General features: G+C 67.0%; 22 protein-coding genes. 14 read left to right on the forward strand and 8 right to left on the reverse strand.

All coding sequences use genetic code 11. From position 1 onward, the window contains the following. Positions 1 to 14 precede the first annotated feature (14 nt). The 8 genes from AC1DN9_RS10055 (at position 15) to AC1DN9_RS10090 (ending at position 7,842) form a co-directional block, all read left to right on the forward strand. On the forward strand, positions 15 to 506 hold the full coding sequence (locus AC1DN9_RS10055; protein WP_478099629.1) for a (2Fe-2S)-binding protein: 492 nt from the start codon (positions 15 to 17) through the stop codon (positions 504 to 506). Beyond that, the gene (locus AC1DN9_RS10060; protein WP_478099630.1) at positions 503 to 2,917 is read left to right on the forward strand and encodes an aerobic carbon-monoxide dehydrogenase large subunit; all 2,415 of its coding nucleotides are present in this window, start codon (positions 503 to 505) and stop codon (positions 2,915 to 2,917) included. The genes AC1DN9_RS10055 and AC1DN9_RS10060 overlap by 4 nt, the downstream gene beginning before the upstream one ends. Positions 2,918 to 3,064: 147 nt before the next feature. Then, positions 3,065 to 3,688, forward strand: coding sequence for a CoxG family protein (locus AC1DN9_RS10065; protein ID WP_478099632.1), 624 nt, complete (start codon positions 3,065 to 3,067; stop codon positions 3,686 to 3,688). A 7-nt stretch (positions 3,689 to 3,695) separates the two neighbouring features. Further along, positions 3,696 to 4,601 (forward strand): AAA family ATPase, encoded by a 906-nt coding sequence (locus AC1DN9_RS10070; protein ID WP_478099634.1) that lies wholly within the window; start codon positions 3,696 to 3,698, stop codon positions 4,599 to 4,601. Further along, complete coding sequence (locus AC1DN9_RS10075; RefSeq protein ID WP_478099636.1) at positions 4,598 to 5,764, forward strand: vWA domain-containing protein; 1,167 nt, start codon at positions 4,598 to 4,600, stop codon at positions 5,762 to 5,764. The genes AC1DN9_RS10070 and AC1DN9_RS10075 overlap by 4 nt, the downstream gene beginning before the upstream one ends. Positions 5,765 to 5,815: 51 nt before the next feature. Next, entirely contained in the window at positions 5,816 to 6,718 is a 903-nt protein-coding gene (locus AC1DN9_RS10080; RefSeq protein ID WP_478099638.1) for an XdhC family protein, read from the forward strand. A 1-nt stretch (position 6,719) separates the two neighbouring features. Continuing rightward, positions 6,720 to 7,397, forward strand: coding sequence for a nucleotidyltransferase family protein (locus tag AC1DN9_RS10085; RefSeq protein ID WP_478099640.1), 678 nt, complete (start codon positions 6,720 to 6,722; stop codon positions 7,395 to 7,397). A gap of 97 nt (positions 7,398 to 7,494) precedes the next feature. Continuing rightward, positions 7,495 to 7,842 carry an FHA domain-containing protein gene (locus AC1DN9_RS10090; protein WP_478099642.1) on the forward strand — a complete coding sequence of 116 codons (348 nt, stop codon included), beginning with the start codon at positions 7,495 to 7,497 and terminating at the stop codon, positions 7,840 to 7,842. 130 nt (positions 7,843 to 7,972) lie between these two features. Here the strand turns inward: AC1DN9_RS10090 and AC1DN9_RS10095 are convergent, their stop codons facing one another. Continuing rightward, on the reverse strand, positions 7,973 to 9,775 hold the full coding sequence (locus tag AC1DN9_RS10095; RefSeq protein WP_478099644.1) for an NAD(P)/FAD-dependent oxidoreductase: 1,803 nt from the start codon (positions 9,773 to 9,775) through the stop codon (positions 7,973 to 7,975). Positions 9,776 to 9,971: 196 nt separating this feature from the next. On the opposite strand from AC1DN9_RS10095, the gene AC1DN9_RS10100 reads away from it, so the two are divergent. The 4 genes from AC1DN9_RS10100 to AC1DN9_RS10115 all read left to right on the forward strand — a co-directional run bounded on the left by AC1DN9_RS10100 (position 9,972) and on the right by AC1DN9_RS10115 (position 16,927). Continuing rightward, positions 9,972 to 10,424, forward strand: coding sequence for a ferritin-like domain-containing protein (locus AC1DN9_RS10100; RefSeq protein WP_478099646.1), 453 nt, complete (start codon positions 9,972 to 9,974; stop codon positions 10,422 to 10,424). Between the two features lie 10 nt (positions 10,425 to 10,434). Then, positions 10,435 to 11,421 (forward strand): acrylyl-CoA reductase (NADPH), encoded by a 987-nt coding sequence (acuI, locus tag AC1DN9_RS10105; RefSeq protein WP_478099648.1) that lies wholly within the window; start codon positions 10,435 to 10,437, stop codon positions 11,419 to 11,421. Positions 11,422 to 11,466: 45 nt separating this feature from the next. Beyond that, complete coding sequence (locus AC1DN9_RS10110) at positions 11,467 to 15,831, forward strand: DEAD/DEAH box helicase (protein WP_478099650.1); 4,365 nt, start codon at positions 11,467 to 11,469, stop codon at positions 15,829 to 15,831. Positions 15,832 to 15,916: 85 nt separating this feature from the next. Then, positions 15,917 to 16,927: an aldo/keto reductase gene (locus AC1DN9_RS10115; protein WP_478099652.1), complete on the forward strand. Its 1,011-nt coding sequence runs from the start codon at positions 15,917 to 15,919 to the stop codon at positions 16,925 to 16,927. Between the two features lie 24 nt (positions 16,928 to 16,951). Here AC1DN9_RS10115 and AC1DN9_RS10120 read toward each other — a convergent pair whose 3' ends face one another. Beyond that, positions 16,952 to 17,947 (reverse strand): bile acid:sodium symporter family protein, encoded by a 996-nt coding sequence (locus AC1DN9_RS10120; RefSeq protein ID WP_478099654.1) that lies wholly within the window; start codon positions 17,945 to 17,947, stop codon positions 16,952 to 16,954. Positions 17,948 to 18,017: 70 nt separating this feature from the next. On the opposite strand from AC1DN9_RS10120, the gene AC1DN9_RS10125 reads away from it, so the two are divergent. Next, the gene (locus AC1DN9_RS10125) at positions 18,018 to 18,914 is read left to right on the forward strand and encodes a LysR family transcriptional regulator (protein WP_478099656.1); all 897 of its coding nucleotides are present in this window, start codon (positions 18,018 to 18,020) and stop codon (positions 18,912 to 18,914) included. A 6-nt stretch (positions 18,915 to 18,920) separates the two neighbouring features. Here the strand turns inward: AC1DN9_RS10125 and AC1DN9_RS10130 are convergent, their stop codons facing one another. The 6 genes from AC1DN9_RS10130 to AC1DN9_RS10155 all read right to left on the reverse strand — a co-directional run bounded on the left by AC1DN9_RS10130 (position 18,921) and on the right by AC1DN9_RS10155 (position 23,733). Further along, on the reverse strand, positions 18,921 to 19,982 hold the full coding sequence (locus AC1DN9_RS10130; RefSeq protein WP_478099658.1) for a pirin family protein: 1,062 nt from the start codon (positions 19,980 to 19,982) through the stop codon (positions 18,921 to 18,923). A 129-nt stretch (positions 19,983 to 20,111) separates the two neighbouring features. Further along, a complete protein-coding gene (locus tag AC1DN9_RS10135) occupies positions 20,112 to 21,335 on the reverse strand; it encodes a beta-ketoacyl-[acyl-carrier-protein] synthase family protein (protein ID WP_478099660.1) in 1,224 nt (407 codons plus the stop codon). Continuing rightward, positions 21,332 to 21,592 carry an acyl carrier protein gene (locus tag AC1DN9_RS10140; RefSeq protein WP_478099662.1) on the reverse strand — a complete coding sequence of 87 codons (261 nt, stop codon included), beginning with the start codon at positions 21,590 to 21,592 and terminating at the stop codon, positions 21,332 to 21,334. The genes AC1DN9_RS10135 and AC1DN9_RS10140 overlap by 4 nt, the downstream gene beginning before the upstream one ends. A gap of 40 nt (positions 21,593 to 21,632) precedes the next feature. Continuing rightward, the gene (locus AC1DN9_RS10145; protein ID WP_478099665.1) at positions 21,633 to 22,475 is read right to left on the reverse strand and encodes an alpha/beta hydrolase; all 843 of its coding nucleotides are present in this window, start codon (positions 22,473 to 22,475) and stop codon (positions 21,633 to 21,635) included. Between the two features lie 191 nt (positions 22,476 to 22,666). Further along, a complete protein-coding gene (locus tag AC1DN9_RS10150) occupies positions 22,667 to 23,512 on the reverse strand; it encodes an undecaprenyl-diphosphate phosphatase (protein WP_478099667.1) in 846 nt (281 codons plus the stop codon). A 95-nt stretch (positions 23,513 to 23,607) separates the two neighbouring features. Beyond that, on the reverse strand, positions 23,608 to 23,733 hold the full coding sequence (locus AC1DN9_RS10155; RefSeq protein ID WP_478099670.1) for a hypothetical protein: 126 nt from the start codon (positions 23,731 to 23,733) through the stop codon (positions 23,608 to 23,610). A 156-nt stretch (positions 23,734 to 23,889) separates the two neighbouring features. Between AC1DN9_RS10155 and AC1DN9_RS10160 the strand changes: the two genes are divergently transcribed. After that, a complete protein-coding gene (locus tag AC1DN9_RS10160; protein WP_478099672.1) occupies positions 23,890 to 25,092 on the forward strand; it encodes a DUF2252 domain-containing protein in 1,203 nt (400 codons plus the stop codon). Positions 25,093 to 25,115 lie beyond the last annotated feature (23 nt).

Consider the following 25,115-nt stretch of genomic DNA (forward strand, 5'->3'; position numbering starts at 1 on the left):
ACGGAGACACACGCATGGCCAAGCAACTCATTACTGTGAGCATCAACGGCAAGCGCATCGAAAAGGCTGTCGAGCCCCGCATGCTGTTGATTCACTTCCTGCGCGAGGAATGCCAGCTCACCGGCGCGCACATCGGCTGCGAGACCAGTCATTGCGGTGCCTGCACCGTCGACCTCGACGGCCAGTCCGTCAAGAGCTGCACGCATCTCGCGGTGCAGTGCGACGGTTCCGAGGTGCTCACGGTCGAAGGCCTCGCGCAAGGTGCGGTGCTGCACGCGGTGCAGGAAGGCTTCTACAAGGAGCACGGCCTGCAATGCGGCTTCTGCACGCCCGGCATGCTGATGCGGGCCTATCGCTTCCTGCAGGAGAACCCGGATCCCACCGAGGACGAAGTCCGCGTGGGCATGAGCGGCAATCTCTGTCGCTGTACGGGCTACCAGAACATCGTCAAGGCGGTGCTGCATGCGGCCGCGAAGCTGCAGCAGACCGAAAAGGTGGTCGCATGAACGCCCCGATCGACCCCAAGCTGCTCGAACGCAGCGCCGCGCTGCAGGGCCTTGGCGACAGCCGCCTGCGCAAGGAAGACGCCCGCTTCATCCAGGGCAAGGGCAACTATGTCGACGACATCAAGATGCCCGGCATGGTGCACATGGACATCGTGCGCTCGCCCGTCGCGCATGCGCGCATCAAGAAGATCGACAAGACCGAGGCGCTGAAGGTGCCCGGCGTCATCGCGGTGCTGACCGCGGACGACCTCAAGCCGCTCAAGCTGCACTGGATGCCGACGCTCGCGGGCGACGTGCAAGCCGTCCTGGCCGACGAGAAGGTGCACTTCCAAATGCAGGAGGTGGCCGTCGTCATTGCCGAGGACCGCTACGCGGCAGCTGACGGCGTGGAGGCAGTCCTGGTCGAGTACGACGAACTGCCCGTCGTGATCGACCCCTTCGCGGCGCTCGAACCGGACGCGCCCGTGCTGCGCGAAGACCTCGCCGGCAAGACCGACGGTGCGCATGGCAAGCGCGACCACCCCAATCACATCTTCACTTGGGAGGCCGGCGACAAGGCGGCGGCCGATGCTGCCTTTGCCGCCGCACCGGTGACGGTGGCTGAGCGCATCTTCTATCCGCGCGTGCACCCGTGCCCGCTCGAAACCTGCGGCTGCGTCGCCAGCTTCGACCCGGTGCGCGGTGAGTTGACGACGTTCATGACCTCGCAGGCGCCGCACGTCGTGCGCACCGTGGTCTCGCTGCTGTCGGGTTTGCCGGAATCGAAGATACGTATCGTCTCGCCCGACATCGGCGGCGGCTTCGGCAACAAGGTTGGCGTGTACCCGGGCTACGTGTGTGCGATCGTCGCAAGCATCGTGCTGGGCAAGCCGGTCAAGTGGATCGAGGACCGCATCGAGAACATCTCGAGCACCGCCTTTGCGCGCGACTATCACATGGACGGCGAACTCGCCGCCACGGCGGACGGCAAGATCCTGGGTCTGCGCGTCAACGTCGTCGCCGACCACGGCGCCTTCGACGCCTGTGCCGATCCGACCAAGTACCCGGCGGGCATGTTCCACATCTGCTCGGGCTCCTACGACATTCCGGCGGCGTGGTGCAGCGTCAAGGGCGTCTACACGAACAAGGCGCCGGGCGGCGTGGCCTACCGGTGCTCGTTCCGCGTGACCGAGGCCGTGTACGTCATCGAGCGCATGGTGGACATCCTGGCGCAGAAGCTGGGCATGGACAAGGCCGAGATCCGGGCGAAGAACTTCATTCGCAAGGAGCAGTTCCCGTATACCTCGGCCTTCGGCTTCGAGTACGACTCGGGCGACTACCACACGGCGTTGCAGAAGGTGCTCGACGCCTGCGACTACAAGGGCCTGCGCGCGGAGCAGGCCGCGAAGCGCGCAGACCCGAACTGCCCGACGCTCATGGGCATCGGCCTCGTTGCCTTCACCGAAGTGGTCGGCGCGGGACCGAGCAAGATGTGCGACATCCTCGGCGTCGGCATGTTCGACAGTTGCGAGATCCGCGTGCATCCCACCGGCAGTGCGATCGCGCGCATGGGCACGATCAACCAGGGTCAGGGTCATCCGACGACCTACGCGCAGATCATCGCCACCGAACTCGGCCTCCCTTCGGAAGTGATTCAGGTCGAGGAAGGAGATACCTCCACGGCACCCTACGGCCTCGGCACCTATGGCTCGCGCTCGACGCCGGTCGGCGGTGCGGCGGTCGCGATGGCGGCACGGAAGATCCACGCCAAGGCTCGCAAGATCGCCGCGCACCTGCTCGAAGTCGGCGAGAACGACCTCGACTGGGAGATCGACCGCTTCAAGGTCAAGGGTGACGACGCCCGATTCAAGTCGATGAAGGACATCTGCTGGGCCGCCTACCACCAGGCGCCGCCAGGGCTCGAACCCGGGCTGGAGGCCGTGCACTACTACGACCCGCCCAACTTCACCTTCCCCTTCGGCATCTACCTGTGCGTGGTCGACATCGACCGCGGCACCGGCGAGACCAAGGTGCGTCGCTTCTACGCGCTGGACGATTGCGGCACGCGGATCAACCCGATGATCATCGAAGGCCAGATCCACGGCGGGCTCACCGAAGGCTATGCGGTGGCGATGGGCCAGCAGATGCCCTTCGACGCGCAGGGGAACCTGCTCGGCAATACGCTGATGGACTATTTCCTGCCCACCGCGGTCGAAACGCCGAAGTGGGAGACGGACCACACCGTGACGCCGTCGCCTCACCATCCGATCGGCGCCAAGGGCGTGGCCGAGTCCCCGCATGTGGGCTCGATCCCGACCTTCACCTCGGCGGTGGTCGACGCTTTCTCGCACCTCGGCGTGAAGCACATGGTGATGCCGCACAGCGCGTACCGTGTCTGGAAGCAGTTGAAGCAAAGCGGTGTCGAACTATGAAGCTCGCCCCCAGCCTCGCCCGCTGCGCGTGGCTCGGACACCCCCTACCGGGGGCAATACCGGCGGCCCGGCAAAGCCGGTTCCGCGGTATTCCTGGCATCGGGCCATGATGGTTTCCCACGTCATTGGAACAGCAGAAGGGACACGATGGAAGTCAAGATCGACAAACGTTATCCGCTGGACGTGGACCCCGCGCGCGCATGGCAGGTGCTGCGCGACGTGAAGGCGGTTGCCGGCTTCATGCCCGGCGCATCCATCACCGAGCAGGTCGACGACACGCACTACAAGGGCAACGTCAAGGTCAAGGTCGGGCCGGCGAACGCGGCCTTTGCGGGCGACATCGAGGTGCTCGCGCTCGACGAGGCGGCGATGAGGCTGCAACTGCTCGGCAAGGGCGCCGATCGCGGTGGCTCGTCGGCCTCGATGAATCTGACAGCGACGGTCGAACCGGGCGAGTCGCCCGGTACGTCGGTTTTGGCCGGCCAGGCCGCGGTCACTGTCAGCGGCAAGTTCGCGCAGTTCGGCAGCCGCCTGATGGTGCCGGTGTCGGAGATGCTGCTGGTGCAGTTCGTGGACAACTTCCGCGCCGCCGCGGGGGGACCGTCCAGCGCACATGCATCCGCAGACGCATCCGCAGACGATGTCGCGAGCCCGGTGGCGGCGCCGAAATCCGAGCCGGCCGTGGCGCGGGTCCAGGAAATCAACGCGCTCGCCATGCTGTGGGGCCTTGTCAAGGGGTGGTTCGCGGGCCTGATTGGCAAGCGCACCTGAACGCGTCATGACCGAAGCCGAGCTGCGTGAATCGCTCTACCGCGCCGGCTACATCGCCGACGAAGCGCTGGCCACCACCTTGTGGCTTGCTGGCGAACTGCAGCGGCCGCTGCTGGTGGAGGGCGATGCGGGTGTCGGCAAGACCTCGCTCGCCGGCGCCCTCGCGCGTGCGCGGGGGCAGGCGCTTGTGCGGCTGCAATGCCACGAAGGCCTGGATCTTTCGCAGGCCGCCTATGAGTGGAACTACGGGCGTCAGCTGCTCGCGATCAGACTGCACGAGACACAGCCGCAGGGCATGAAGGAGGCCGACCTCTTCGCGCGCGACTACCTGCTCGAACGCCCCTTGCTGCAAGCCATATCGAGCGACGCGCCCTGCGTGTTGCTGATCGACGAGATCGACCGCGCCGACGAAGCCTTCGAGGCCTTCCTGCTCGAAGTGCTTGCGGACTATCAGATCACCGTGCCCGAACTCGGCACCGTGCATGCGAAGCACGTGCCGCAGGTCGTGCTGACCAGCAACGGCACGCGCGAGCTCTCGGACGCCCTTCGACGCCGCTGCCTCTATCACTACCTCGAATACCCGACGCTCGCGCGCGAGATCGCAATCGTGCGCGCGACGCTGCCACAGGCCGAAGGCGCTCTGGTCGAGCAGGCCATAGCTTTCGTGCAGCGCCTCCGCCGCGAGGACTTGGAGAAGACGCCGGGCGTGGCCGAGACGCTGGACTGGGTGCGCGCGCTGCACAGGCTCGATTTCAAGGCAATGCCCGAAGATCCACATGCCCTTGTGAGCACCTTGGCATGCCTGCTCAAGACCCGCGAGGATCGCTTCCAGCTTGGCGAGGAGCGCGTGCGACAACTCATCGAAGGCCGGCGGACGGTCGGCGTAGCCGAGAAGGCGCCGCAGCCCACATGAACACGATCGCGCGCCCCCTCGAAAGCATTGCCGGATTCGCGGCACTGCTGCGCGACCACGGCCTGAAGGTAGGCGTGGCGGAGCAGCAGGCCATGGTGAGCGCCGCGCTGCGCGTGCCGATCGAACGTGCAGCGCGCCTCGATGCGGCCTGGCGTTCGATCGCCTGCCATGACGCGCGCGACTGGCGACGCTGGCCTGAATTGTTCGACCGCTATTGGCATCCCGGCCGCACCAAGGGAAAGACCCGCACCAGCGGCGAGACCCGCCCGAGCCGCAATCTCCAGCAGTTGGTGAAAAGCCTGCATGACAGCCTCGACCGCTCGCCACCGCGTTCGCATCCGTCGATGTCCGACACCGCCTTGCACGCACCTGCCGTCGAACCGAACGAGGACGGCATTTCGCGTGCCCAGGGCGGTGCGAGCCGTGTCGATGCGTTGCACGATCGCTCGCTCTCGCAATGGCTGCCGCAGGATCTTGCCGAACTCGAACGCATGGCCGAACAGATCGCGCAACGGCTGCGCAAACGCCTGACGCGCCGCTGGCACGACAGCGCGCGAGGCCGTCGCCTCGATGTGCGGCGCACGCTGCGGGCGAGCCTTCGCACCGGCGGCCTGCCCGTTCATCCGGTGTGGCGCGCGCCGCGGCGCGAATGGCCGCGTCTCTTCATCCTCGTCGACGTGAGCCGTTCGATGGAAACCCACGCGCAGCTTTTCCTGCGCATCGCGCGGGCCTTCGTGTCCGCGATGAATGCGCGCGTGTTCGTCTTCCACACGCGGTTGGCTGAAGTCACGCCGTTGCTGCGCAGCGATTCGGCGGCGGTGCAGGAAAAGGTCAACGCCGTGACCGCCGGCTTCGGCGGCGGAACGCGCATTGCGACCAGCCTGGCCGACTTCCACGCGGTGCACGCGCGCGCACAGCTCACGCGCAATGCGCGCGTCTGGGTGCTGTCCGACGGCTTCGATGCCGATGAACCGGAGCGGCTGGCCGAAGAACTGGCGCATGTGCGCCGACGCGGCGCGCGCATTCGCTGGTTCCATCCGACCGAGCGGCCGCCAGCGTCGCAGGCGATCCAGGGTGTCTTCGCGCACGGCGGTCTGGTCGAGGGCTTTTCACGCCTGAACAGCCTGCGTGACCTGGCCGAACTCGCGGGCCACCTGCACTGAACACCGGCCGCCGAACGTGATCCAACCATTTCCCGCCGACAAGGAGACCCCATGAACAAGGTCGACACCGTCTTCGATGCCGCCCATCGGCTTCAGCAGGCCGGCACGCCTTACGCACTGGTCAGCGTGATCAAGGCGCTCGCGCCGGCCTCCGCGCATCCGGGTGACAAGGCCGTCGTCACCGCCGATGGCGATTTCCACGGCTGGATCGGCGGCGGCTGCGCGCAGCCGGCGGTGGTGCGCACCGTGCGCCAGGTGCTGGCCGACGGGCACGCGCGGGTGATCCGCATCGCGCCCACCGCCGAGGCGGAAGAGCGCGATCTCGGCGATGTGCTGGAGTTCGGCATGGCGTGCCACTCTGGTGGCACGCTGGAGCTGTTCGTCGACCCGGTTCTGCCGCTGGCGCAACTCGTGGTGATCGGCTCGTCGCCGGTCGCGGCGAGCCTTGCGCAACTCGCACCGCGGGTGGGCTTCGCGGTGACACTGGTCGCGCATGAAGCCGAGGCTGCCGCCTATCCAGACGCACGGCAGGTCATCGCCAGCGACGATCCGGCAGTGGTCGCTCCGCAGATCGCGCCGGGCGCGTGGGTCGTGGTCGCGACGCAGGGCCGTCGCGACGTGCAGGCCTTGCGGCTGGCGCTGGGCATGAAGGCGCGGCAGGTGTCTTTCATCGCCAGTGCGCGGAAGGCGCAGGTGCTGAAGACGTCGCTCGTCACCGGCGGCGCGGACCCTGGCGCGGTGGAAGCGATCGTTGCGCCTGCCGGCTATCCGATGCCGGCGACCACGCCCGAAGAGATCGCGCTCTCGGTGCTGGCGGCGGTTGTATCGCACCGGCACGGCGTCGACGCGGCGCGCGGTGACTCCAAAGTCGGGTCGCCTGCATCGGGGTGCTGCGGCGCGGCGGCTGAGCTTCCGCCACTCCCGGTCGCAAAGTCATCCTGCTGCGAGCACTGACATGGGCTGCATCCTCAAAGGTGGTGGCGGCCTTTACGCCCGCATGGTGATCGGCGCGGTGCTGCTCGCGGCCGGGTCCGGCAGCCGCTTGGGCGGGCGACCGAAATCGCTGCTCGAACTGGGCGGCGTGCCGCTCATCCGCCGCCAACTGATCGCGCTCTCCGGCGCCGGCGTCGACGAGGTGGTGGTCGTGCTCGGGCACCACGCCGAGGCGATCGAGGCCGCGGTGCGCGACTTTCCGGTCACGCTGGCGCGCAATCCGTCGCCCGACGACGGCCAGGCCTCGTCGGTGCGCATCGGGCTGGGGGCGCTGTCGTCCAAGCTCGATGCCGTGATCGTGGCGCTGGCCGACCAACCGATGGTCAATGCGCAGGACATCACCGCGCTGATCGGCGCATTCAAGAAGCGCGGGGACGCCTCGATGGTGGTGCCGCGCGTGGCCGGGGAGCCGGGTAATCCGGTGATCTTCGAGGCCGCGTTGCGGGACGAATGGCTTGCGGGCGACATGAACGCGGCCTGCAGGCGCTGGCGCGAGGCCCATCCCGAGCGCGTACGCTGGTTCGACACCGACAACAGCCGCTACCGGGTCGATATCGATACCCCCGAGGACCTGATCGCGTTCACCGAGCGGACGGGCCACGCGCTGAATTGGCCGAAGGAGCGCGCAGCAGCAGCCTGACGCCTGCGCTCAGCGACGCGACGGAATGTAACCAGCTCGCCGTTGAACTTCCGTTCCCGGAACGGTAGTGTGCCAATGCGCCCGGGAGCGCGCGCCGATGGCACTGCTGATCCTGATGACACCCAAGGGCGAGACCACGCAGGTCCCCGTCGCCGAGCCCGTCATGGCCATCGGTCGGGCCGAGCGCAATCATGTCGTGCTCGCATCCATGCGCGTGAGCCGCTTCCATGCGGCGCTGAGGACGGAGGGGCCGTTGGTGACCATCCGTGACCTGGGCAGCAAGAACGGCACGTTCGTGAACGGCAAGCGTATCCATATGCAAGTTCTGCTGAACGGCGACAACATCGACATCGCCGGTTACTGGATGCGCTTTCTCGCGATCGATCAGGAGTCCGTCGCTGATGAGGCAATGCGCCTGATGAGCGAACGTGGACCCTTGATGTAGCTCCCCCCCAGGTTGGCTCACTTCGTGTAGCCGCCCACCCCCTGCCGGGGGCAACACCGGCGGCCCGGCGAAGCCGGTTCCGCGGTGTTTCTCGCGTTTGGCGCGCCTCTTTTTTGGGGCGTGCATTGCGTTATCGCTTGTGGTGCGTGGGGGCCAGTTCGTAGACGGGGGTCGACAATCCCTCCATGCGGGCCTTGAGTTGCAAGGACAGGAATTGGGAGTAGTGGCGGGACTGGTGCAGGTTGCCGCCGTGGACCCAGAGTTGCGGCACTTGGGTGGGCTTCCACATGTTGCGGAGCTCGCCCTCCCACGGGCCAGGGTCCTTGGGGGTGTCGGAGCCCAGTCCCCAGACCTTGCCGACCTTGTCGGCGACTTCCGGGGAGATCAGGTCGGCGAGCCAGCTGTTCATGGATCCGTAGCCTGTCGCGTAGACGATGAGGTCCGCCGGCAGTTCGGTGCCGTCGCTCAGCGTCACGGAATTTGGATTGATGCGCTCGATGGTCACGCCGCTGCGCAGCTTGATGCTGCCGTTGGCCACCAGTTCGGATGCGCCGACATCGATGTAGTAGCCCGATCCGCGCCGCAGGTACTTCATGAAGAGGCCCGAGCCGTCGACGCCGAAGTCCAGCAGGAAGCCGGCCTTCTCGAGCCGCGAATACAGATCAGCGTCGCGCTTCTTCATCTCCTCGTAGACCGGCACCTGCATCGGCGCCATGATCTTGTAGGGGATCGACGCGAAGATGAGGTCCGCCTTGTCGGTCGTCACCCCCGCCTTGACGGCGGATTCGGAATACAGGCCCCCGAGCGCCAGCTCCATCAGCGAATCCGACGGCGCGATGTGCGTGGAACTGCGCTGGATCATGGTGACGTCGGCGCCGTTCTCCCACAGTGCGGCGCAGATGTCGTGCGCCGAGTTGTTGGAGCCGAGCACCACGCACTTCTTGCCGCGCCAGGCTTCCGGCCCCGGATGCGCGCTGGAGTGGTGCTGTTCGCCCTTGAAAGTTTCAGCGCCGGGGATCTTCGGCACATTCGGATAGCCCGAGACGCCGAGCGCGAACACCAGCTGCTTCGGCCGCAGCGTGATCTCCTTGCCGTCGCGCTCGACGGTGACTTCCCATTCCTTCTTCGCCTCGTCGTAGCGCGCCTTCTTCGCGGTGGTCGAGCTCCAGTAGTTGAGCTCCATCACCTTGGTGTACATCTCCAGCCAGTCGCCGATCTTGTCCTTGGGCGAGAACACCGGCCAGTCCTCGGGAAACGGCAGGTACGGAAGATGGTCGTACCACACCGGGTCATGCAGGCACAGGCTCTTGTAGCGCTTGCGCCAGGAGTCGCCGGGCCGCGCGTTCTTCTCGACGATGATGGTCGGCACGCCCAGCCGCCGCAGCCGCGCACCGAGCGCGATGCCGCCCTGCCCGCCGCCGACGATCACGACATAGGGCTGCTCGGCGTAGCCCAGCGTCCTGGCTTCTTCGTCGCGCCGCTCCAGCCAGGTCTTGCGCTGCGGATTCGCACCGTGCTCGGCGCCCTTGATGCGGCGATCGCCCTTGCGCTCCTCGAAGCCCTTGAGCTCGGTCATCGTCGTGAGCAGCGTCCAGGCCTTGCCGTTGCGCAGCCGCAGATGGCCGCGTCCGCGTGCCACGGCCGTCTCGAAGGTGAACCATGCGTCGACGATTCCGTCGGCTTCCGTCGCGTCGCCTTCGACCGCAAATCCGGTGGGCTTCGTATCGGCCAGGCGCGCCTTCAGCATGGCGCGGATCGCCTCGGGGCTTTCCTGCGTGCGAATGTTCCAGGTGAATGCGACCAGGTCGCGCCAGTAGGCATCGGGCTCGAACAGCGCCACCGCGGCGTCGATGTCCTGCCGTTCGAGCGCGGAGTTGAAATCGGCCAGCCAGGCGCCGGCGATCTGTGTCGGGTGAGTGGACAGATCCGTCATCTCTCTTGTCTCCTTCGATGGCGTCCCGCGTGCGGTCCGGGCGGCAACCGTACGCCCATCGGCGCCTGGCGTCAAACGCAGTTGGGCGTGTGTTCGAGGGCGCCGTCGGACGCCTCCCGCTTGCGTCGGATCGGCGAACGTGCCAGTCTTCAGCGGGCGTCGCTTGTGGCGCCGCATCGGTCGCGGAGGTGTCCTCATGGCTCAGATCGACAAGGACCAGGTGGTCGCTGTGCTGAACCGGCTGCTGGAAGCAGAGCTGGCCGGCGTTGTGCGCTACACCCACTACTCCTTCCTCGTTTTCGGTTTCTCCCGGATTCCCGTGGTGTCGTGGCTGCGCCAGCAGGCGGACGAATCGCTCCTGCATGCCCAGCAGGTCGGCGAATGGATCACCGCGCTGGGCGCCTATCCGTCGCTCGGCATCGGCGCCTTGCTCGATTCGCACAAGCACGACATGGCGGCGATCCTGCAGGAGTCGCTGGCGACCGAAAGCGCGGCGCTCGACCTGTACCGCCAGTTGCTGGGGCTCGTCGAAGGCCGCTCGGTCGCGCTGGAAGAATTTGCGCGCCAGATGATCTACGCCGAAGAACTCCACGCCGCGGACGTCGACAAGATGTTGAGGAAGCCTGGCGAGTTGACTCGCACGCCCTGAAGGAATCCCGATGTTCGAAGGCTTGCTGCTGAACAAGGCTGACGACGGCACCACGACGGCTGCCGTCACTGAAATCGACGAAGCCCAGTTGCCGGAAGGAGAGGTGCTTGTCGACGTCGCTTTCTCCACCGTCAACTACAAGGATGCACTGGCCATCACCGGCAAGTCCCCTGTGGTGCGAAAGTTTCCGATGGTGCCCGGCATCGACTTCGCGGGCACCGTCGCCGAGAGCGGTGACGCGCGCTTCAAGCCCGGCGCCGCGGTATTGCTCAACGGCTGGGGCGTGGGCGAGGCACATTGGGGTGGCCTCGCGCGCAAGGCGCGCGTCAAGGCCGACTGGCTGGTGCCGATCCCGGCGGGGCTCGACGCGCGCCAGAGCATGGCCATCGGCACGGCCGGCTACACGGCGATGCTTTGCGTGATGGCGCTGCAGGATCGCGGCGCCGCGCCCGCCGGCGGACCGGTGCTCGTGACCGGCGCGAACGGTGGCGTCGGCAGCATCGCCATCGCCTTGCTTGCAAAGCTGGGCTTCGAAGTGCACGCCTCGACGGGGCGAACCGCCGAGGCTGCGCACCTTCAGCGGCTGGGCGCCACGGAGATCATCGACCGCGCCACCTTGAGCGCACCCGGCAAGCCCCTGCAGAAGGAGCGCTGGGCCGCCGCGGTGGACAGCGTCGGCAGCCACACGCTCGCCAATGTCTGTGGGAGCCTGCGCTACGGCGGCACCGTCGCCGCCTGCGGGCTGGCGCAGGGCATGGACCTTCCGGGGAGCGTTGCGCCCTTCATCCTGCGCGGCGTCACCCTCGCGGGGGTGGACAGCGTTTATGCACCGCAGCCTCGCCGTCTGGTCGCATGGGGACGCCTGGCGAATGAATTGCCCAAGGACCTGCTCGACGCCAACACCGAGACCATCGGCCTCGGCGCGGTAGCCGAACTGGCGCCCCGCCTGCTCGCCGGCCAAGTGCGCGGGCGCGTGGTGGTGGATGTGAAAGCCTAGGTTGCAAGCCTTGACATCCCCGCCGTCGGCCTGATCTCTCTTCCCGTGCTTCACGAATTCCACCCCGCCGTCGCGAACTGGTTCCGCGCGACATTCCCGGGCCCGACGGAGGCCCAGGCCGCCGCGTGGCCGGTGATTGCCGCGGGGAGACACACGCTGATTGCTGCGCCAACAGGCTCCGGCAAGACGTTGACAGCTTTCCTCGCTGCGCTTGACGGACTGGTGCGCCAGGGGGTCGAATCCGGTGGGCTCGCCGACGAAACCGTCGTCCTCTATGTCTCGCCGCTCAAGGCGCTGTCCAACGACATCGGCCTCAACCTGAAGGCGCCGCTTGCGGGTATCCGGCGCGAACTCGCGAAGCTGGGCCACGCGGACGTCGAGATTCGTACGGCGGTGCGTACCGGCGACACGCCCGCCAAAGAACGCCAGGAGAGCCTGCGCAGGCCGCCGCACATCCTGGTGAGCACGCCCGAGTCGTTGTACGTGCTGCTGGGCTCGGCGTCGGGCCGCAACATGCTTTCGACGGTTCGCACGGTCATCGTCGACGAGATCCACGCCGTCGTCGCGAGCAAGCGCGGAAGCCATCTCGCACTGTCGCTCGAACGGCTGCAATCGAACTGCGAGCGGCCGCTGACGCGCATCGGCGTCTCTGCGACTCAGAAGCCGATCGACGAGATCGCGCGTTTCCTCGTCGGTGCCGGAGCGGTGAAGAACGGCGTGGCCGATTGCGAGATCGTCGACATCGGCTATGCCAAGCAGCGGGATCTCGCGCTGGAGTTGCCGCCCACGCCGCTGGCCGCAGTGATGTCGAACGAGCAATGGGAGCAGGTCTACGCACGCGTGGCCGCGCTGGTCCATGCGCATCGCACCACGCTGGTCTTCGTCAACACGCGCCGCATGGCCGAACGCGCCGCGCGGCACCTCGGCGAGATCATCGGCAAGGAAGTGGTCGCTGCGCACCACGGCAGCCTCGCCAAGGAGACACGCCTCGATGCCGAACAGCGCTTGAAGCGTGGCGACCTGAAGGTGCTGGTGGCCACAGCCTCCCTGGAGCTGGGCCTGGATATCGGCGACGTCGATCTCGTCTGTCAGCTGGGTTCGCCGCGATCCATCGCATCCTTTCTTCAGCGCGCGGGACGTGCGGGCCATGCCGTTGGCGGCGTGCCAAAGGCCCGGCTCTTTCCCCAGTCGTGCGACGAACTCGTCGAATGCGCGGCGCTGCTGGACTGCGTGCGCCGTGGCGAGCTCGATGCGCTGCACGTGCTGCCTGCACCGCTCGACGTGCTGGCGCAGCAGATCGTGGCAGAGACCGCAGGCCGCGAATGGGACGAGGACGAACTCTTCGCGCTGGTGCGCCGTGCGTGGCCCTACGCAGAGTTGACGCGCGAGGCCTATGCGTCGGTCGTTCGCATGCTGGCCGATGGCTTCACCACCCGGCAAGGCCAGCGCGCGAGCTATGTGCATCGCGACGCCGTTCATCACCGCCTGCGCGAGCGCAAGGGCGCACGCCTGACCGCCCTGACCTCCGGGGGAACCATTCCGGAGACCGGCGACTACACGGTGATGCTCGAACCGCAGGCGCACAAGATCGGCACGGTCAACGAGGACTTTGCGGTCGAGAGCCTGGCGGGCGACATCTTCCAGCTGGGCAATGCGAGCTACCGCATCTTGCGGATCGAACCCGGCCGCGTGAGGGTCGAGGACGCGCACGGCGTTCCGCCGAACATTCCGTTCTGGCTGGGTGAAGCGCCGGGCCGGACCGACGAGCTTTCCTTCGGCGTGTCGCGTCTTCGCGGCGAGATCGCCGACATGCTGGCGGCGCGCGGCGTCGATGCAACCCACGAGTGGCTCGTCCGCACGATAGGCATGGACACGGCAGCCGCGCGACAGATCGTCGACCACCTCGCGCGCGCTGTGCGTGCGTTGGGCGCATTGCCGACGCAGGAGCGCATCGTGATGGAGCGCTTCTTCGACGAATCCGGCGGCATGCAGCTCGTCATTCACTCGCCTTACGGCAGCCGCCTCAACCGCGCCTGGGGGCTCGCGTTGCGCAAGCGCTTCTGCCGCAAGTTCAATTTCGAGCTGCAGGCCGCGGCGACCGAGGATGCGATCGTGCTGTCGCTGTCGACCAGCCACAGCTTTCCGCTCGATGAAGTCGCACGCTATCTGCATTCGGCGTCTGCGCTCGATGTGCTCGTGCAGGCGCTGCTGGATGCGCCGCTGTTCGGCGTGCGCTGGCGGTGGAATGCGACCACGGCGCTCGCGCTGCCGCGCTTCGTCGGCGGCCGCAAGGTGGCGCCGCAGTTGCAGCGCATGAAGTCGGAGGACCTGTTGGCCTCCGTCTTCCCGGATCAGGTGGCGTGCGCGGAAAACCTCGCCGGCGCGCGCGAGATTCCCGACCATCCGCTGGTTGCCCAGACCTTGCAGGACTGCCTCTACGACGCGATGGATGCCGAAGGCTGGCTCCGGCTGCTGCGACGGATGGAATCAGGCGAAGTCGAAGTGCTGGCACGCGATCTGCCCGCGCCCTCGCCGCTCGCCGCCGAGGCGCTGAACGCGCGGCCCTACGCATTCCTCGACGATGCTCCGCTGGAAGAGCGTCGCACGCAGGCCGTGCAGAGTCGCCGCTATGTCGACCCGGAGAGCGCGGACGATCTGGGTCGGCTCGACCTCGATGCGATCGCGAGTGTTCGCGAGGAAGCATGGCCCGGCGTGCGCAGCGTCGACGAAATGCATGAAGCGTTGAACGGCCTTGGCGTCATGACCGACAAGGAGGCATCCGCCAACGCGGAATGGCCGGCATGGCTCGAAGCGCTCGCGAAAGCGGGGCGCGCAACGCGCCTGTTGCCCGCTGGCGCAATCCCTTCCGGCGCTGGGCTGTGGGTCGTGGCCGAGCGTCTTGCGCAGGTTGCCGTGCTATACGCCGATGCTGCACTGCAGCCGGCCATCGAGCCGCCGGCGGAATATGCACAGGTGTTGGGCAGTTCGGAGGAAGCCTTGCGCGAGTTGCTGCGCTCACGCCTGACCGGCCTCGGCCCGATGACGGCGGACGATCTGGCCGCGCAGTTGCAGCTACCGCGATCCAGCGTCGATGCGGCCTTGTCCGCATTGCAGAGCGAAGGCTACGTGCTTCAGGGCCGATTCACGCCCGGCGGCGAATCGATCGAATGGTGCGAGCGGCATCTTCTCGCCCGCATCCATCGCTACACCTTGAAGCGTCTGCGGCGCGAGATCGAGCCCGTCGAGCCGCGCGATTTCGCGCGCTTCCTGTTCGAGTGGCAGCACGTCGGCGCGACCAGCCGCGTCAGCGGCCCCGACGCATTGGCCGGCATCCTGACGCAGCTCGAAGGCTACGAGGCACCGGCCGGCAGTTGGGAGGCCGAACTGCTGCCGGCGCGGGTCAGGGACTACGCCCCGGCATGGCTCGACGACCTGTGCACCGCCGGCCGCATGCTGTGGACGCGGTTGCGCCCGCCTGCGGTCGACGGCCGGCCAGGTGGCGGGGGCACGTCCCTGCGTGCGACACCGGTGCTGTTGCTGCCTCGCCGGACAGCATCGCTCTGGACTGGCCTCGCGCCCGCGCCGATCGACGACGCGGCATTGGGTTCGCGCGCCCAGCGGGTGGCGGCATTTCTGGCCGAGCATGGCGCCTCGTTTTTCGATGAGATCATCCAGGGCACGCATCTGTTGGGCACGGAACTCGAAGACGCGCTGAGCGAACTGGTCGTGCGCGGCCGCGCGCATTGCGACAGTTTTGCCGGGCTGCGCGCATTGCTGATACCGCCATCCAAGCGCTCGTCGACGCATGCGCGCCGCCGCCGGCGCACTTCGCTGTTCGGCATCGAGGACGCTGGTCGCTGGTCGCTCGTGCGGCAGCGCGCGTCGGCCTCTCCCGGTGCGACTCCCAGCGCGGCACCCGACACCATCGAGCAGGTCGCGCGCATTCTGCTGCGCCGCTACGGCGTGGTGTGTTGGCGCGTGTTGGAGCGGGAGGCGGCATGGCTGCCGCCGTGGCGCGACCTCGTGCGCTCCTATCGCCGGCTCGAGGCGCGCGGAGAAATCCGCGGAGGCCGTTTCATCGCGGGCGTGGCCGGAGAGCAGTTCGCACTGCCGGAGGCGATTGGCTTGATGCGCCAAGTGCGGCGCCAGGCGTTGGACGGCAGCCTGATTTGCCTGGCCGCCACCGATCCGGCCAATCTGCTCGGCACGGTCGTGCCGGGGCCGAAGGTCGCGCGCGTCGCGGGTTCGCGCGTGGTCTTTCGAGATGGCGTTCCGCTGGCGACCAGCGTGGCCGGCCAGGTGGAGATCCTGGTGTCGTTGACCCCATCGGAAACGCAGGCCGTGACGCGCGCGTTGATCTCCGAGCCGTCCTTGCGATTCCTTGAAATGGCGGCGCAGGCTTCGGATTGAGTGTCTGCGAGGAAGCGCGTCGGCGCGGGCAAGAAATTGCACTGCTGACTATGATTCCTGGCAAATCAGCGATCGGAGTCTTCCCATGAGCATTCCCACAACCCGCCTCGGCCGCACCGGCCTGACCGTCTCGCGCCTCGCGCTCGGCACGATGACCTTCGGCCTTCAGACCGACGAAGCCGTGTCACACCGCATCCTCGACAGGGCGACGGAAGGCGGCATCAATTTCCTCGACACGGCCGATGTGTATCCGCTCGGCGGCACCGTCGAGACCACCGGACGCACCGAAGAGATCATCGGCCGCTGGTTGCGCGTGAAGGGTGCGAGCCGGCGCGGCCAGTTCATCATCGCGACCAAGGCGTGCGGCAAGGTCGGGCCGAACAGCTGGGATCAGGGCGCCTCGCGCAAACACTTGCTGGATGCGATCGATGCATCGCTGAAGCGACTGCAGACGGACCATGTCGATCTCTACCAGTTGCACTCCGACGACCGCGAGACGCCGCTCGACGAAAGCCTCGAAGCGCTCGATGTGATCGTGCGCTCGGGCCGTGCGCGCTACATCGGCGTGTCCAACTTCCTCGCCTATCGACTCGCCCGCGCGATCGGGCGCAGCGAACTGCACAAGCTCACCAGGCTTGTGTCGGTGCAGCCGCGCTACAGCCTGCTGTTCCGCGAGATCGAGCGCGAACTGCTGCCGCTCGCAGGTGAGGAAGGCTTGGGCGTGATTCCGTACAACCCGCTGGCGGGCGGCTTGCTGACAGGCAAGTACAAGGCCGGCGCCAAGCCCGAAGACAACACGCGCTTCACGCTCGGTACCGCCGGCTCGATGTACCAGGACCGCTACTGGAACGAGCGCAGTTTCGCCACGGTCGCGCAGTTGCACAAGCTGGCCGATGAAGCCGGGGTGCCGCTCGCGACGCTGGCGGTGGCATGGGTGATGGCCAATCCGCTGATCACCGCCCCGCTGCTCGGCGCCAGCCGGCCGGAGCAACTGGACGCGACGCTCGCCGCCGCGGACTACAAGCTGGATGCGGGTCTGAAGCAACGCCTCGACGAGCTCACAGCGGAATACCGCAAAGGCGACGCACCCCGGTGACCGTCGGGCTCGCGCCCGCAATGATCAGGCGGCCTTGGCGGGGGCCATCTTGACGGCTTCCTGTCGGCGCGCATAGCGTTGCGCCAGCACTGCGCAGACCATCAGCTGGATCTGGTGGAACAGCATCAGCGGCAGCACGATGGCGCCGACGGCGTGGGAGGCGAAGAGCACCTTTGCCATCGGGATGCCGCTGGCCAGACTCTTCTTCGAGCCGCAGAACACGATCGTGATCTCGTCGGCCTTGTCGAAGCCGAGGCTTCGGGCCGCCCAGGTGGTGATGGCCAGCGCGAGCGCCAGCAGCACGGCGCAGACAACCAGCAGGCCCGCCAGCGCGGACATTGGCACCTGCTTCCACAAGCCCTCGATGACCGCCGCACTGAAGGCGGTGTAGACCACCAGGAGGATGGAGCCGCGGTCGACCAGCGTGAGCACCGATGCATGCCGCTTGATCCAGGCGCCGATCCACGGGCGCATCAAATGGCCGGCGACGAAGGGCACCATCAACTGCAGCAGGATGCGGCCGATCGCGTCGAGCGACGCGCCGGAGCTGCTGTGCTGTACGACGATCAGGTCGACCAGGATCGGCGTCACGAAGACCCCGAGCAGCGTCGATGCCGATGCGCTGCACACGGCAGCCGGGATGTTGCCGCGCGCCATCGACGTGAAGGCAATGGCCGATTGCACCGTCGCGGGTAGCACGCAGAGGAACAGCACGCCGGTGTAGAGCTCGGGCGTGACGAGCGGCGTCAGCACGGGCCTGAGCGCCAGACCCAGCAGCGGAAACATGACGAACGTGGCCGCGAACACCAAGACGTGCAGGCGCCAGTGCGTGATGCCGCCGAGGATGGCCTCCCGGGATAGCTTGGCGCCGTGCAGGAAGAACAGCAGTCCGATCGCGACCGTGGTCAGCCGCTCGAAGAAATGCGCCGTCACCCCGCTCGCCGGCCAGAAGCTGGCCAGGGTGACGACGGCGATCAGCGCCAGGGTGAAGTTGTCGGGGAGGTAGCGTGAACGTGCCATGGGCGGGATTGGACGCCTATTGCATTCAAAAGATAAATGGATTTATCTGATAGATATATGATTGCGATGCATGAACGTCACGCTTCGGCAACTTCGTGTTTTCCAGGCCGTCGCCGAAGGCCGCAATTTCAGCCGCGCGGGGGATCAGGTCGGCCTCACGCAGCCGGCGGTCAGCCGCTCGATCGTCGAGCTCGAGGCGCAGCTGGGGCTCAAGCTCCTCGACCGCACCACGCGCGAGGTCGTGCTGACCGAGGCGGGCCAATCGCTGGCGCTGCGGCTCGATCGGGTTCTCGACGAACTCGACCAGACGCTGGCCGAAGTCCACGGCATGGCCGGTGCGCGGCGCGGCAAGGTCCGTGTCGCGAGCAGTCCCACCCTGTCGGCGAACCTCATGCCCGCCTGCATCGCCGAATGCGCGCGGCGCGATCCGGACATCGAACTCGTGCTGCTCGACCGCATTCAGCAGGATGTGCTCGACAGCGTGCGCGCCGGCGAAGTGGACTTCGGCGTGGTGGTCGAACCGACCGCGGCGGACGATCTGCATTGCGAGGCCATCCTCGACGACCCCTTCTGCCTGGTCATGCCGCCGAGCCACCGCCTGGCGGGGAAGACCTCGGTGCGCTGGTCGATGCTCGAAAGCGAGCCGCTGGTGCTGCTCGACCACGCTTCCGGCAGCCGGCGGCTGATCGACGAGGCGTTGACCCTGCATGGCGTGCACTGCGAGGTGCGGCAGCAGGTGGGCCACCCCACCACCGGCTTCCGCATGGTCGAGCAGGGGATCGGCATCAGCGTCATGCCGGCGCTCGCGATGCCGCCCATGGGGCTGCCGGCGCTGGCCGTGCGGCCGCTGCTGCCGAAGGTGAAGCGCGCGATCATGCTCGTGCACCGCCGCAACCGCGCGCCGGCGCCGCTGGCGCAGCGCGTGTGGGCGTTGATCCGCGAGATGGCGCTGCAGCGCGCCGGCTGAACGCGTTCAGGCCGTCGCGCGATCCAGCGGTCCTTCCTCCCGCCCACCGGGATGCCGGGCGAAGCGGCTGGGGTCGCGACCGTGCACCGGCGCGTGATCGGGCCACGGCCAGCCGCCGAACTGGGTGCGGCGGTAGTCCGCCATCGTCTGCGCGATCTCGGCCTGCGTGTTCATCACGAAGGGGCCGTACTGCGCCACGGGTTCGCCGATCGGCCGGCCCTGCAGCACCAGGAACTCGCTCGTCTCGTCGCCGTTCAGCAAATCCACGGCGGCGTCGGCGCGCAGTTCGATGGCTGCGTGGCCGTCGACGCCCTGCCCCGCAATCGACACCGAGCGGCCCTTGAAGAAGTAGAGACTCCGGCGCGTGCCCTCGCCCGTGGCGGCCGGCAGTGTCCAGCGTGCGCCGGGCTCCATCCGGATCGTCCAGATCGCGACGTCGGCTTCGGGCCGCGACGCCCACGAATCCGGCGGCGGCGCCAGGGGGCCGCCTTCACCGGGCTTTCCGTCCACGGGGCCGATCCGACCCGCGATGCTCGCGACTTCGGTTTTCAGGCCCTCGGCGTCGGTTGCGGTAAAGCTGGGGACGTCCTCGGCCCAGAACATCGTGAAATGCGGCTCGGCCATCTTGCTGCGGGCGGGCAGGTTCAACCAGATCTGGAACAGCTCCAGCGGGTTCGGCGCCTTCGTGTCGAGCAGGGGGAACATCTCCGAGTGCACGATGCCCTTGCCGGCCGTGAGCCACTGCACGTCGCCGCCGCCGAAGCGGGCCACTGCGCCGAGCGAGTCGGAATGGTCGATCAGGCCCTTGCGCACGATCGTCACCGTCTCGAAGCCACGGTGCGGATGTCCCGGAAAGCCGGGCACGGTGGTGCCGTGGTACATGCTCCAGCCGTCCTTGCGGCTGAAGTCCTGGCCCAGGTCGCGGCCGGCGAGCGGGGTGTCGGGTCCCATCTGCGCATTGGCGCGCGGATAGGCGTCGTCGTGATAAGCGCAGAAGAGGAAGGGGTCGATCGTCTCCCACGGAAAGCCGAGGGCTTTGATCTGGACGATGGGGTTGGCGGTGGTCATGGCGCTCAATTCCTTTGCAGTTCCCTGGTCGATGCGACCGGGGCGATCAAAGAAATATGGGGCCATTCTGCCGCGATGGAAGGCCAAATCGCGCAACGCAGTGGCGTCACGGGCGCAACAGTGGCGCTTTCAGGCTCCGGTCCACCCAGCCACCAGCACGGCGTTGGTGCCACCGAAGGCGAAGGAATTCGACATGGCCCATTGCAGGCCGGGCGCGCTGCGCGCCTCGCCGTGCACGATGTCGATCGCGAAGGCCGGATCAACCTGCCGCAGGTGCGCGGTCGGCGGGTGCCGGCGGTGCGCCAGGGTGCGCAGGGCGGCCACGAGCTCCAGCGCGCCGCCGCCGCCCAGCAGGTGGCCATGGATGGCCTTGGTGGCGCTGACCGGCGTGTTGCTGCCGAACACGTCCTGGATCGATGCCGCTTCGGCCGCGTCGCCGGCCGCGGTCGCGGTGCCGTGCGCGTTGATGTGACCAATGTCGGCCGGCGACAGCCCGGCATCTGCCAGTGCCGCACGCATGGCGCGCGCCTGGCCGGCCGGATCCGGATTGGTCATGTGGGTGCTGTCGTTGTTGGTGGCGTAGCCGGCCAGCACGAGGTCTGATTTCGCGCCACGCGCCTTGGCGTGGGCCTCCGATTCAATCACCAGCGCGGCGGCTCCTTCGCCCATCGCGAACCCGGCGCGGTCGGCCGAGAAGGGGCGGCAGGCGCTGGCCGGGTCGTCAGCCGGCGGGAGCGCCATCACGCGCATGGCGTACCAGCCCGCCAGCGTGCCCGGCGTGAGCATGGCCTCATGGCCGCCGACGATGGCGACGTCGATCCAGCCGGCGCGAATGGCGCGCATCGCCTCGCCGATCGCTACCGCCGACGAGGCACAGGCGCACGCATAGGTGAGCGCAGCGCCGCGCGCGCGAAAACGCAGGCCGAGTTCCGCTGCCGCGGCATTGGGCATGGCACTCAGCACCGCGGTGGGGCGTATCCGGCGATGCCCGACGTAAAGCGTCTGCGCACTGTCGTCATAGGTGGCGATGCCCGCCATGCCGCTGCCCCAGTAGATGCCGAGCCGCTCGCTTTCCGGCGGTGTCTCGACCAGGCCGGCTTGCGCATAGGCATCGCGCGCGGCGGCCAGCGACATCGCGGTGCCGCGGTCGAGCGGAAGGCGCGAAACGCTGCGTTCGGTGTCGTCGAACTTGCAGGCTGCGAGAGACAACGCCATCGGCTCGAGCCCTTCCATTTCGAGCGTGCTCGCGACGACGGCGGAGCGGCCGGCGAACAAGGCCTCGTCGAAAGCCGCCAGCGTGTTGCCCAGCGGCGAGACCAACCCCATGCCGGTGACGCAGATGCGCGGGTTCACGCCGGCATCGCCCCGCGTGGCGCCTGCTCGATCACCTCGCACATCCGTTGCAGCGTGATCCCGGCCTCGCGCGGGTCCAGCTTGTCTTCGGGAATGCGCAGATGGAAGACATCTTCGACGGCGAACACGAACTCCATCAGGGCCAGCGAATCGAGACCGAGTTCGAGCAGGGGCCGGTCAGGCCGGATGTCGGCGCGAGCGACCTGGAAGTCCTTTTCGAGGATGGCGGAAATGGTTTCGAAGGTAGGGGAACTCATGGAGCGATCTCCGGACGAAGCGGCTCTCGCCTTGGTGTCTTCAGGGAATGCGGTGCGTGACCGCGGCGGCAAATTCAAGCGTCTCGCGCAGCACCTGCTGACGATCGTTGTCGATGGTGATCATGTGGTAGCTGTTGCCCACCACGACGGTCTGCAGCTCGGGGCGAACAAGGCCCCGTTTCAGCAGATCAAGATTGGCGACGCTGGCTACTTCGTCTTGCGCCGCATGGATGGCGAGTACCTGGGGACAGTCGATCTGATCCAGCCCGCTGCGCACATGGCGAATCAGGCGATCGTGCTCGCGCAGGTGCGAGATGCCGATGACCGCAGCACCTGCACGCGACACCTTGCGGTGGCGCAGCTCGCGCTCGATCCAGCTGCGCACGCGCTCGTTCTTGACGCCGTAAGGCGCGCGTTCGCGGTAGCGCCAGAAACGGCCGAGCGGCGTGTACAGCGCCAGCGGAAGCAGCTTGTGTCGGCGCGGAATCGCCCAGCCGTCGAAGCGCAGCGTGGTCGACATCAGGACCAGCGCGTCGATTCGCGCGCCGCAGCGCATGGCGGTGGCGAGGGCCAGCGCTGCGCCGGCGGAAATGCCGACGAGCATGATCCGGTCGTGTTCGTTGCGCAGCGCGTCGACGCGTTGTTCGACCGTGTCGACCCATTGACGCCACGGCGTGGCATGCCGCTCTGGCGCGGCAGCGTCGAACGAATAGCCATCGACAGGCAATGCGTGAACGGAATAGCCGGCACCGCGAAGGCCATTCGCGACCGACGACAACTCGTCCGGCGTGCTGCACAAGCCATGCAGCAACACCACGGCTGTACGTCGTGCAACGGATGAGTCGACGCGAAGGGCGTCAGCGTCGGGCAGGCGCGCGCTCATGGGAAAGCTTTCAAATCGATGGAGAGGGCGAGACGTGCGGTGATCGCACGCCTGTGCCGAGGCAAGCGCGAATCGAGTTCGGTCTTGTCGCGTTCGACAGCGTCGCGACACGTCGCGACCGCTCCTCCCACCTGGCTGAAACAGGTCATCCAACCAATCTATTCCGGCAATATGAATATTGACTGACTCGCTCATCCCACCAGAAAGACCACCAACGAAGCAGCCATGCAATAGAAGCCGAACAGATGCCATCGATCTGTTTCGAGCCACTTCGAGAGCCATCGCAATGCGAGCAGTCCGGCCACGAAACTGAAGACCATCCCCACCAGGCTCGGCATGACGAGCGACCACGTGCCGCCCGCGTGAATGGCGCTCGCGGCGGCCGGCGTCTTGAGAAGCCGGTAGGCCTCCCTGGCAATCACGACCGGCGTCAGCACCACGGCAAGCGCAAAGCTGAACTCCTCCGCAAGCTTGCGTCCCACGCCGAGCGAGAGACCCGCGGAGATGGTCGCGCCCGAGCGCGAAAGACCCCGAAAAGGAAGGCACAGTCCTTGAACGGCGCCGATCCACATCGCACTGCGAGCCGTCACGTCGCCGCCGCTGACGTTCGCGCGGCGTGACGAATACAGGATCAGCAAACCGGCAGTCATCAGCGCAACGGCAATGATCCTCGAATTGCCGAACAGATCCTCGATCTCGAAGTCGGGGAGGTTCTTCGCGACCAACGCCTTGATCACCTGCAGCAGAAAGAGCCCGACGATGCCCGTCGCCGCAGTTGCCAGGACGACGTGCAATCCGTTGCGCCGGAACGCGTCGGCGGAGGTGAAATAGGTCGTGACCCAGGAGCGCCAGAAGTAGGCAATGACGGCGAACATCGTGCCCGTGTGCAGCATCACGAGCAGCATGGTCATCTCGGGCGCGCTCGGATTCAGTCCGAGCAGCTTTTCCGCCATGATCACGTGCGCCGAGCTCGACACGGGAAGCAGTTCGCAAAAACCCTGCACCAGCGCGAGGATCAGGACGTCAAAGGTGTTCATGGCGAGGGCCGTTGGCCGTTGGCCGTTGGCCGCGCTTACGCAACCTTCGACAAAGGGAGGGAATCCGGATGCGTCGAGACGCAACGCGAAACCCGTCAGCGAAGGATCAGCATCTTGATGGAATGCGCCACGGCAAGGAGCGCCAAGGCGACTGCCGCGGAGGCGGCATGCTGCAGGATGAGCGCTGCGGACAGTGGCCTCGCACGCTTGATGATCTTCAAACGACTGCTTCTACGGGACAAACGTGGCATGGGCTGAACTGTGCACCGGCAAGGCTGATTGCTCCCTGACGGAGAAGACACCGGCCCGTTGTGTTTCGCGTATCGTGTCCGCGACCGTGATGGAGGTATCCACACAGCAGGCACAGGAGGCCCGAGATGGACGTCGTACGCGAGATCCGATCCTTCAACGAGGGCCGCGACCCGGATCGCCTGGTGCTCAAGTACCGCAACATGCGCGCGAGCCCGTTCGTGTTCCTGCGCGGCACGTGCCATTTGTTCTACGACCGGCTCTCCCGCTTCAGCGTGCCGCGCTCGGCGCCGCTGACGTGGGTCTGCGGCGACCTCCACCTGGAGAACTTCGGCAGCTTCAAGGGCGACAACCGGCTTGTCTATTTCGACATGAACGATTTCGACGAGGCGGCCTTGGCACCGGCGAGCTGGGACCTGGTCCGGTTTCTCACAAGCCTCTGGGTCGGCGCCGAGAGCATCTCGGTGGGATCGCGTGAGGCGCGCAAGCTCTGCGAGATCTTCATCGAAAGCTATGCGTCGGCTCTTTGCGCCGGCAAGGCCTACTGGGTGGAGCGCGACACTGCGCAAGGGCTGGTGCGCGTGCTGCTCGATGGCCTGCGCGAAAGACAACGTTCGCAGTTTCTCGCGGGCCGCACGGACATCAAGGGCCGTCGTCGCGTGCTGCGCACGGACGGCAAGAAGGCTTTCCCTGCGACCGTCGAGCAACGCGCGACGGTCATGGGAGTCGTCAGTCAATACGCTGCGCTTCAGGCGAACCCGAAGTTCTATGAAGTGCTGGACGTGGCGCGGCGGATCGCCGGCACAGGCAGCCTCGGCGTCGAACGCTACGCGATTCTGGTCGAGGGCAAAGGCTCGCCCGACGGTAACTATGTGCTGGATCTGAAGCAAGCGCTTCCGTCATCCCTGGTGCCGCATCTGAAGGTGGCGCAACCGAAGTGGAAGTCGGAGGCACATCGCGTCGTCGCATTGCAGCGCCGCGTCCAGGCGGTCTCCATGGCCTTCCTGCAGCCGGTGGTCGTGGCTGGGACGCCTTATGTCTTGCGCGCCCTCCAACCGACCGAGGACCGAGTGACGTTGGGCGGCAAGTCCGCGCAAGGCGCAAGCGATCTCGAAGGCGTGATCGCCGTGATGGGAAAGCTGGTCGCGTGGGCGCAGTTGCGAAGCGCCGGGCGCGAAGGTTCAGCCATCGCCGACGAGCTGATCGATTTCGGCCAGCGCAGCAAGTGGAAGGCACGCATTCTCGATGCATCGATCGAGTGCGCCGGGCAGGTCCAGCGGGACTGGTCGACTTACGCGGCCGCGTATGACGACGGCGCGTTTTCCGGCTGATCGACAGAAGCGCCCATGGCAAA

Source organism: Variovorax sp. 05L425, from assembly GCF_056397705.1.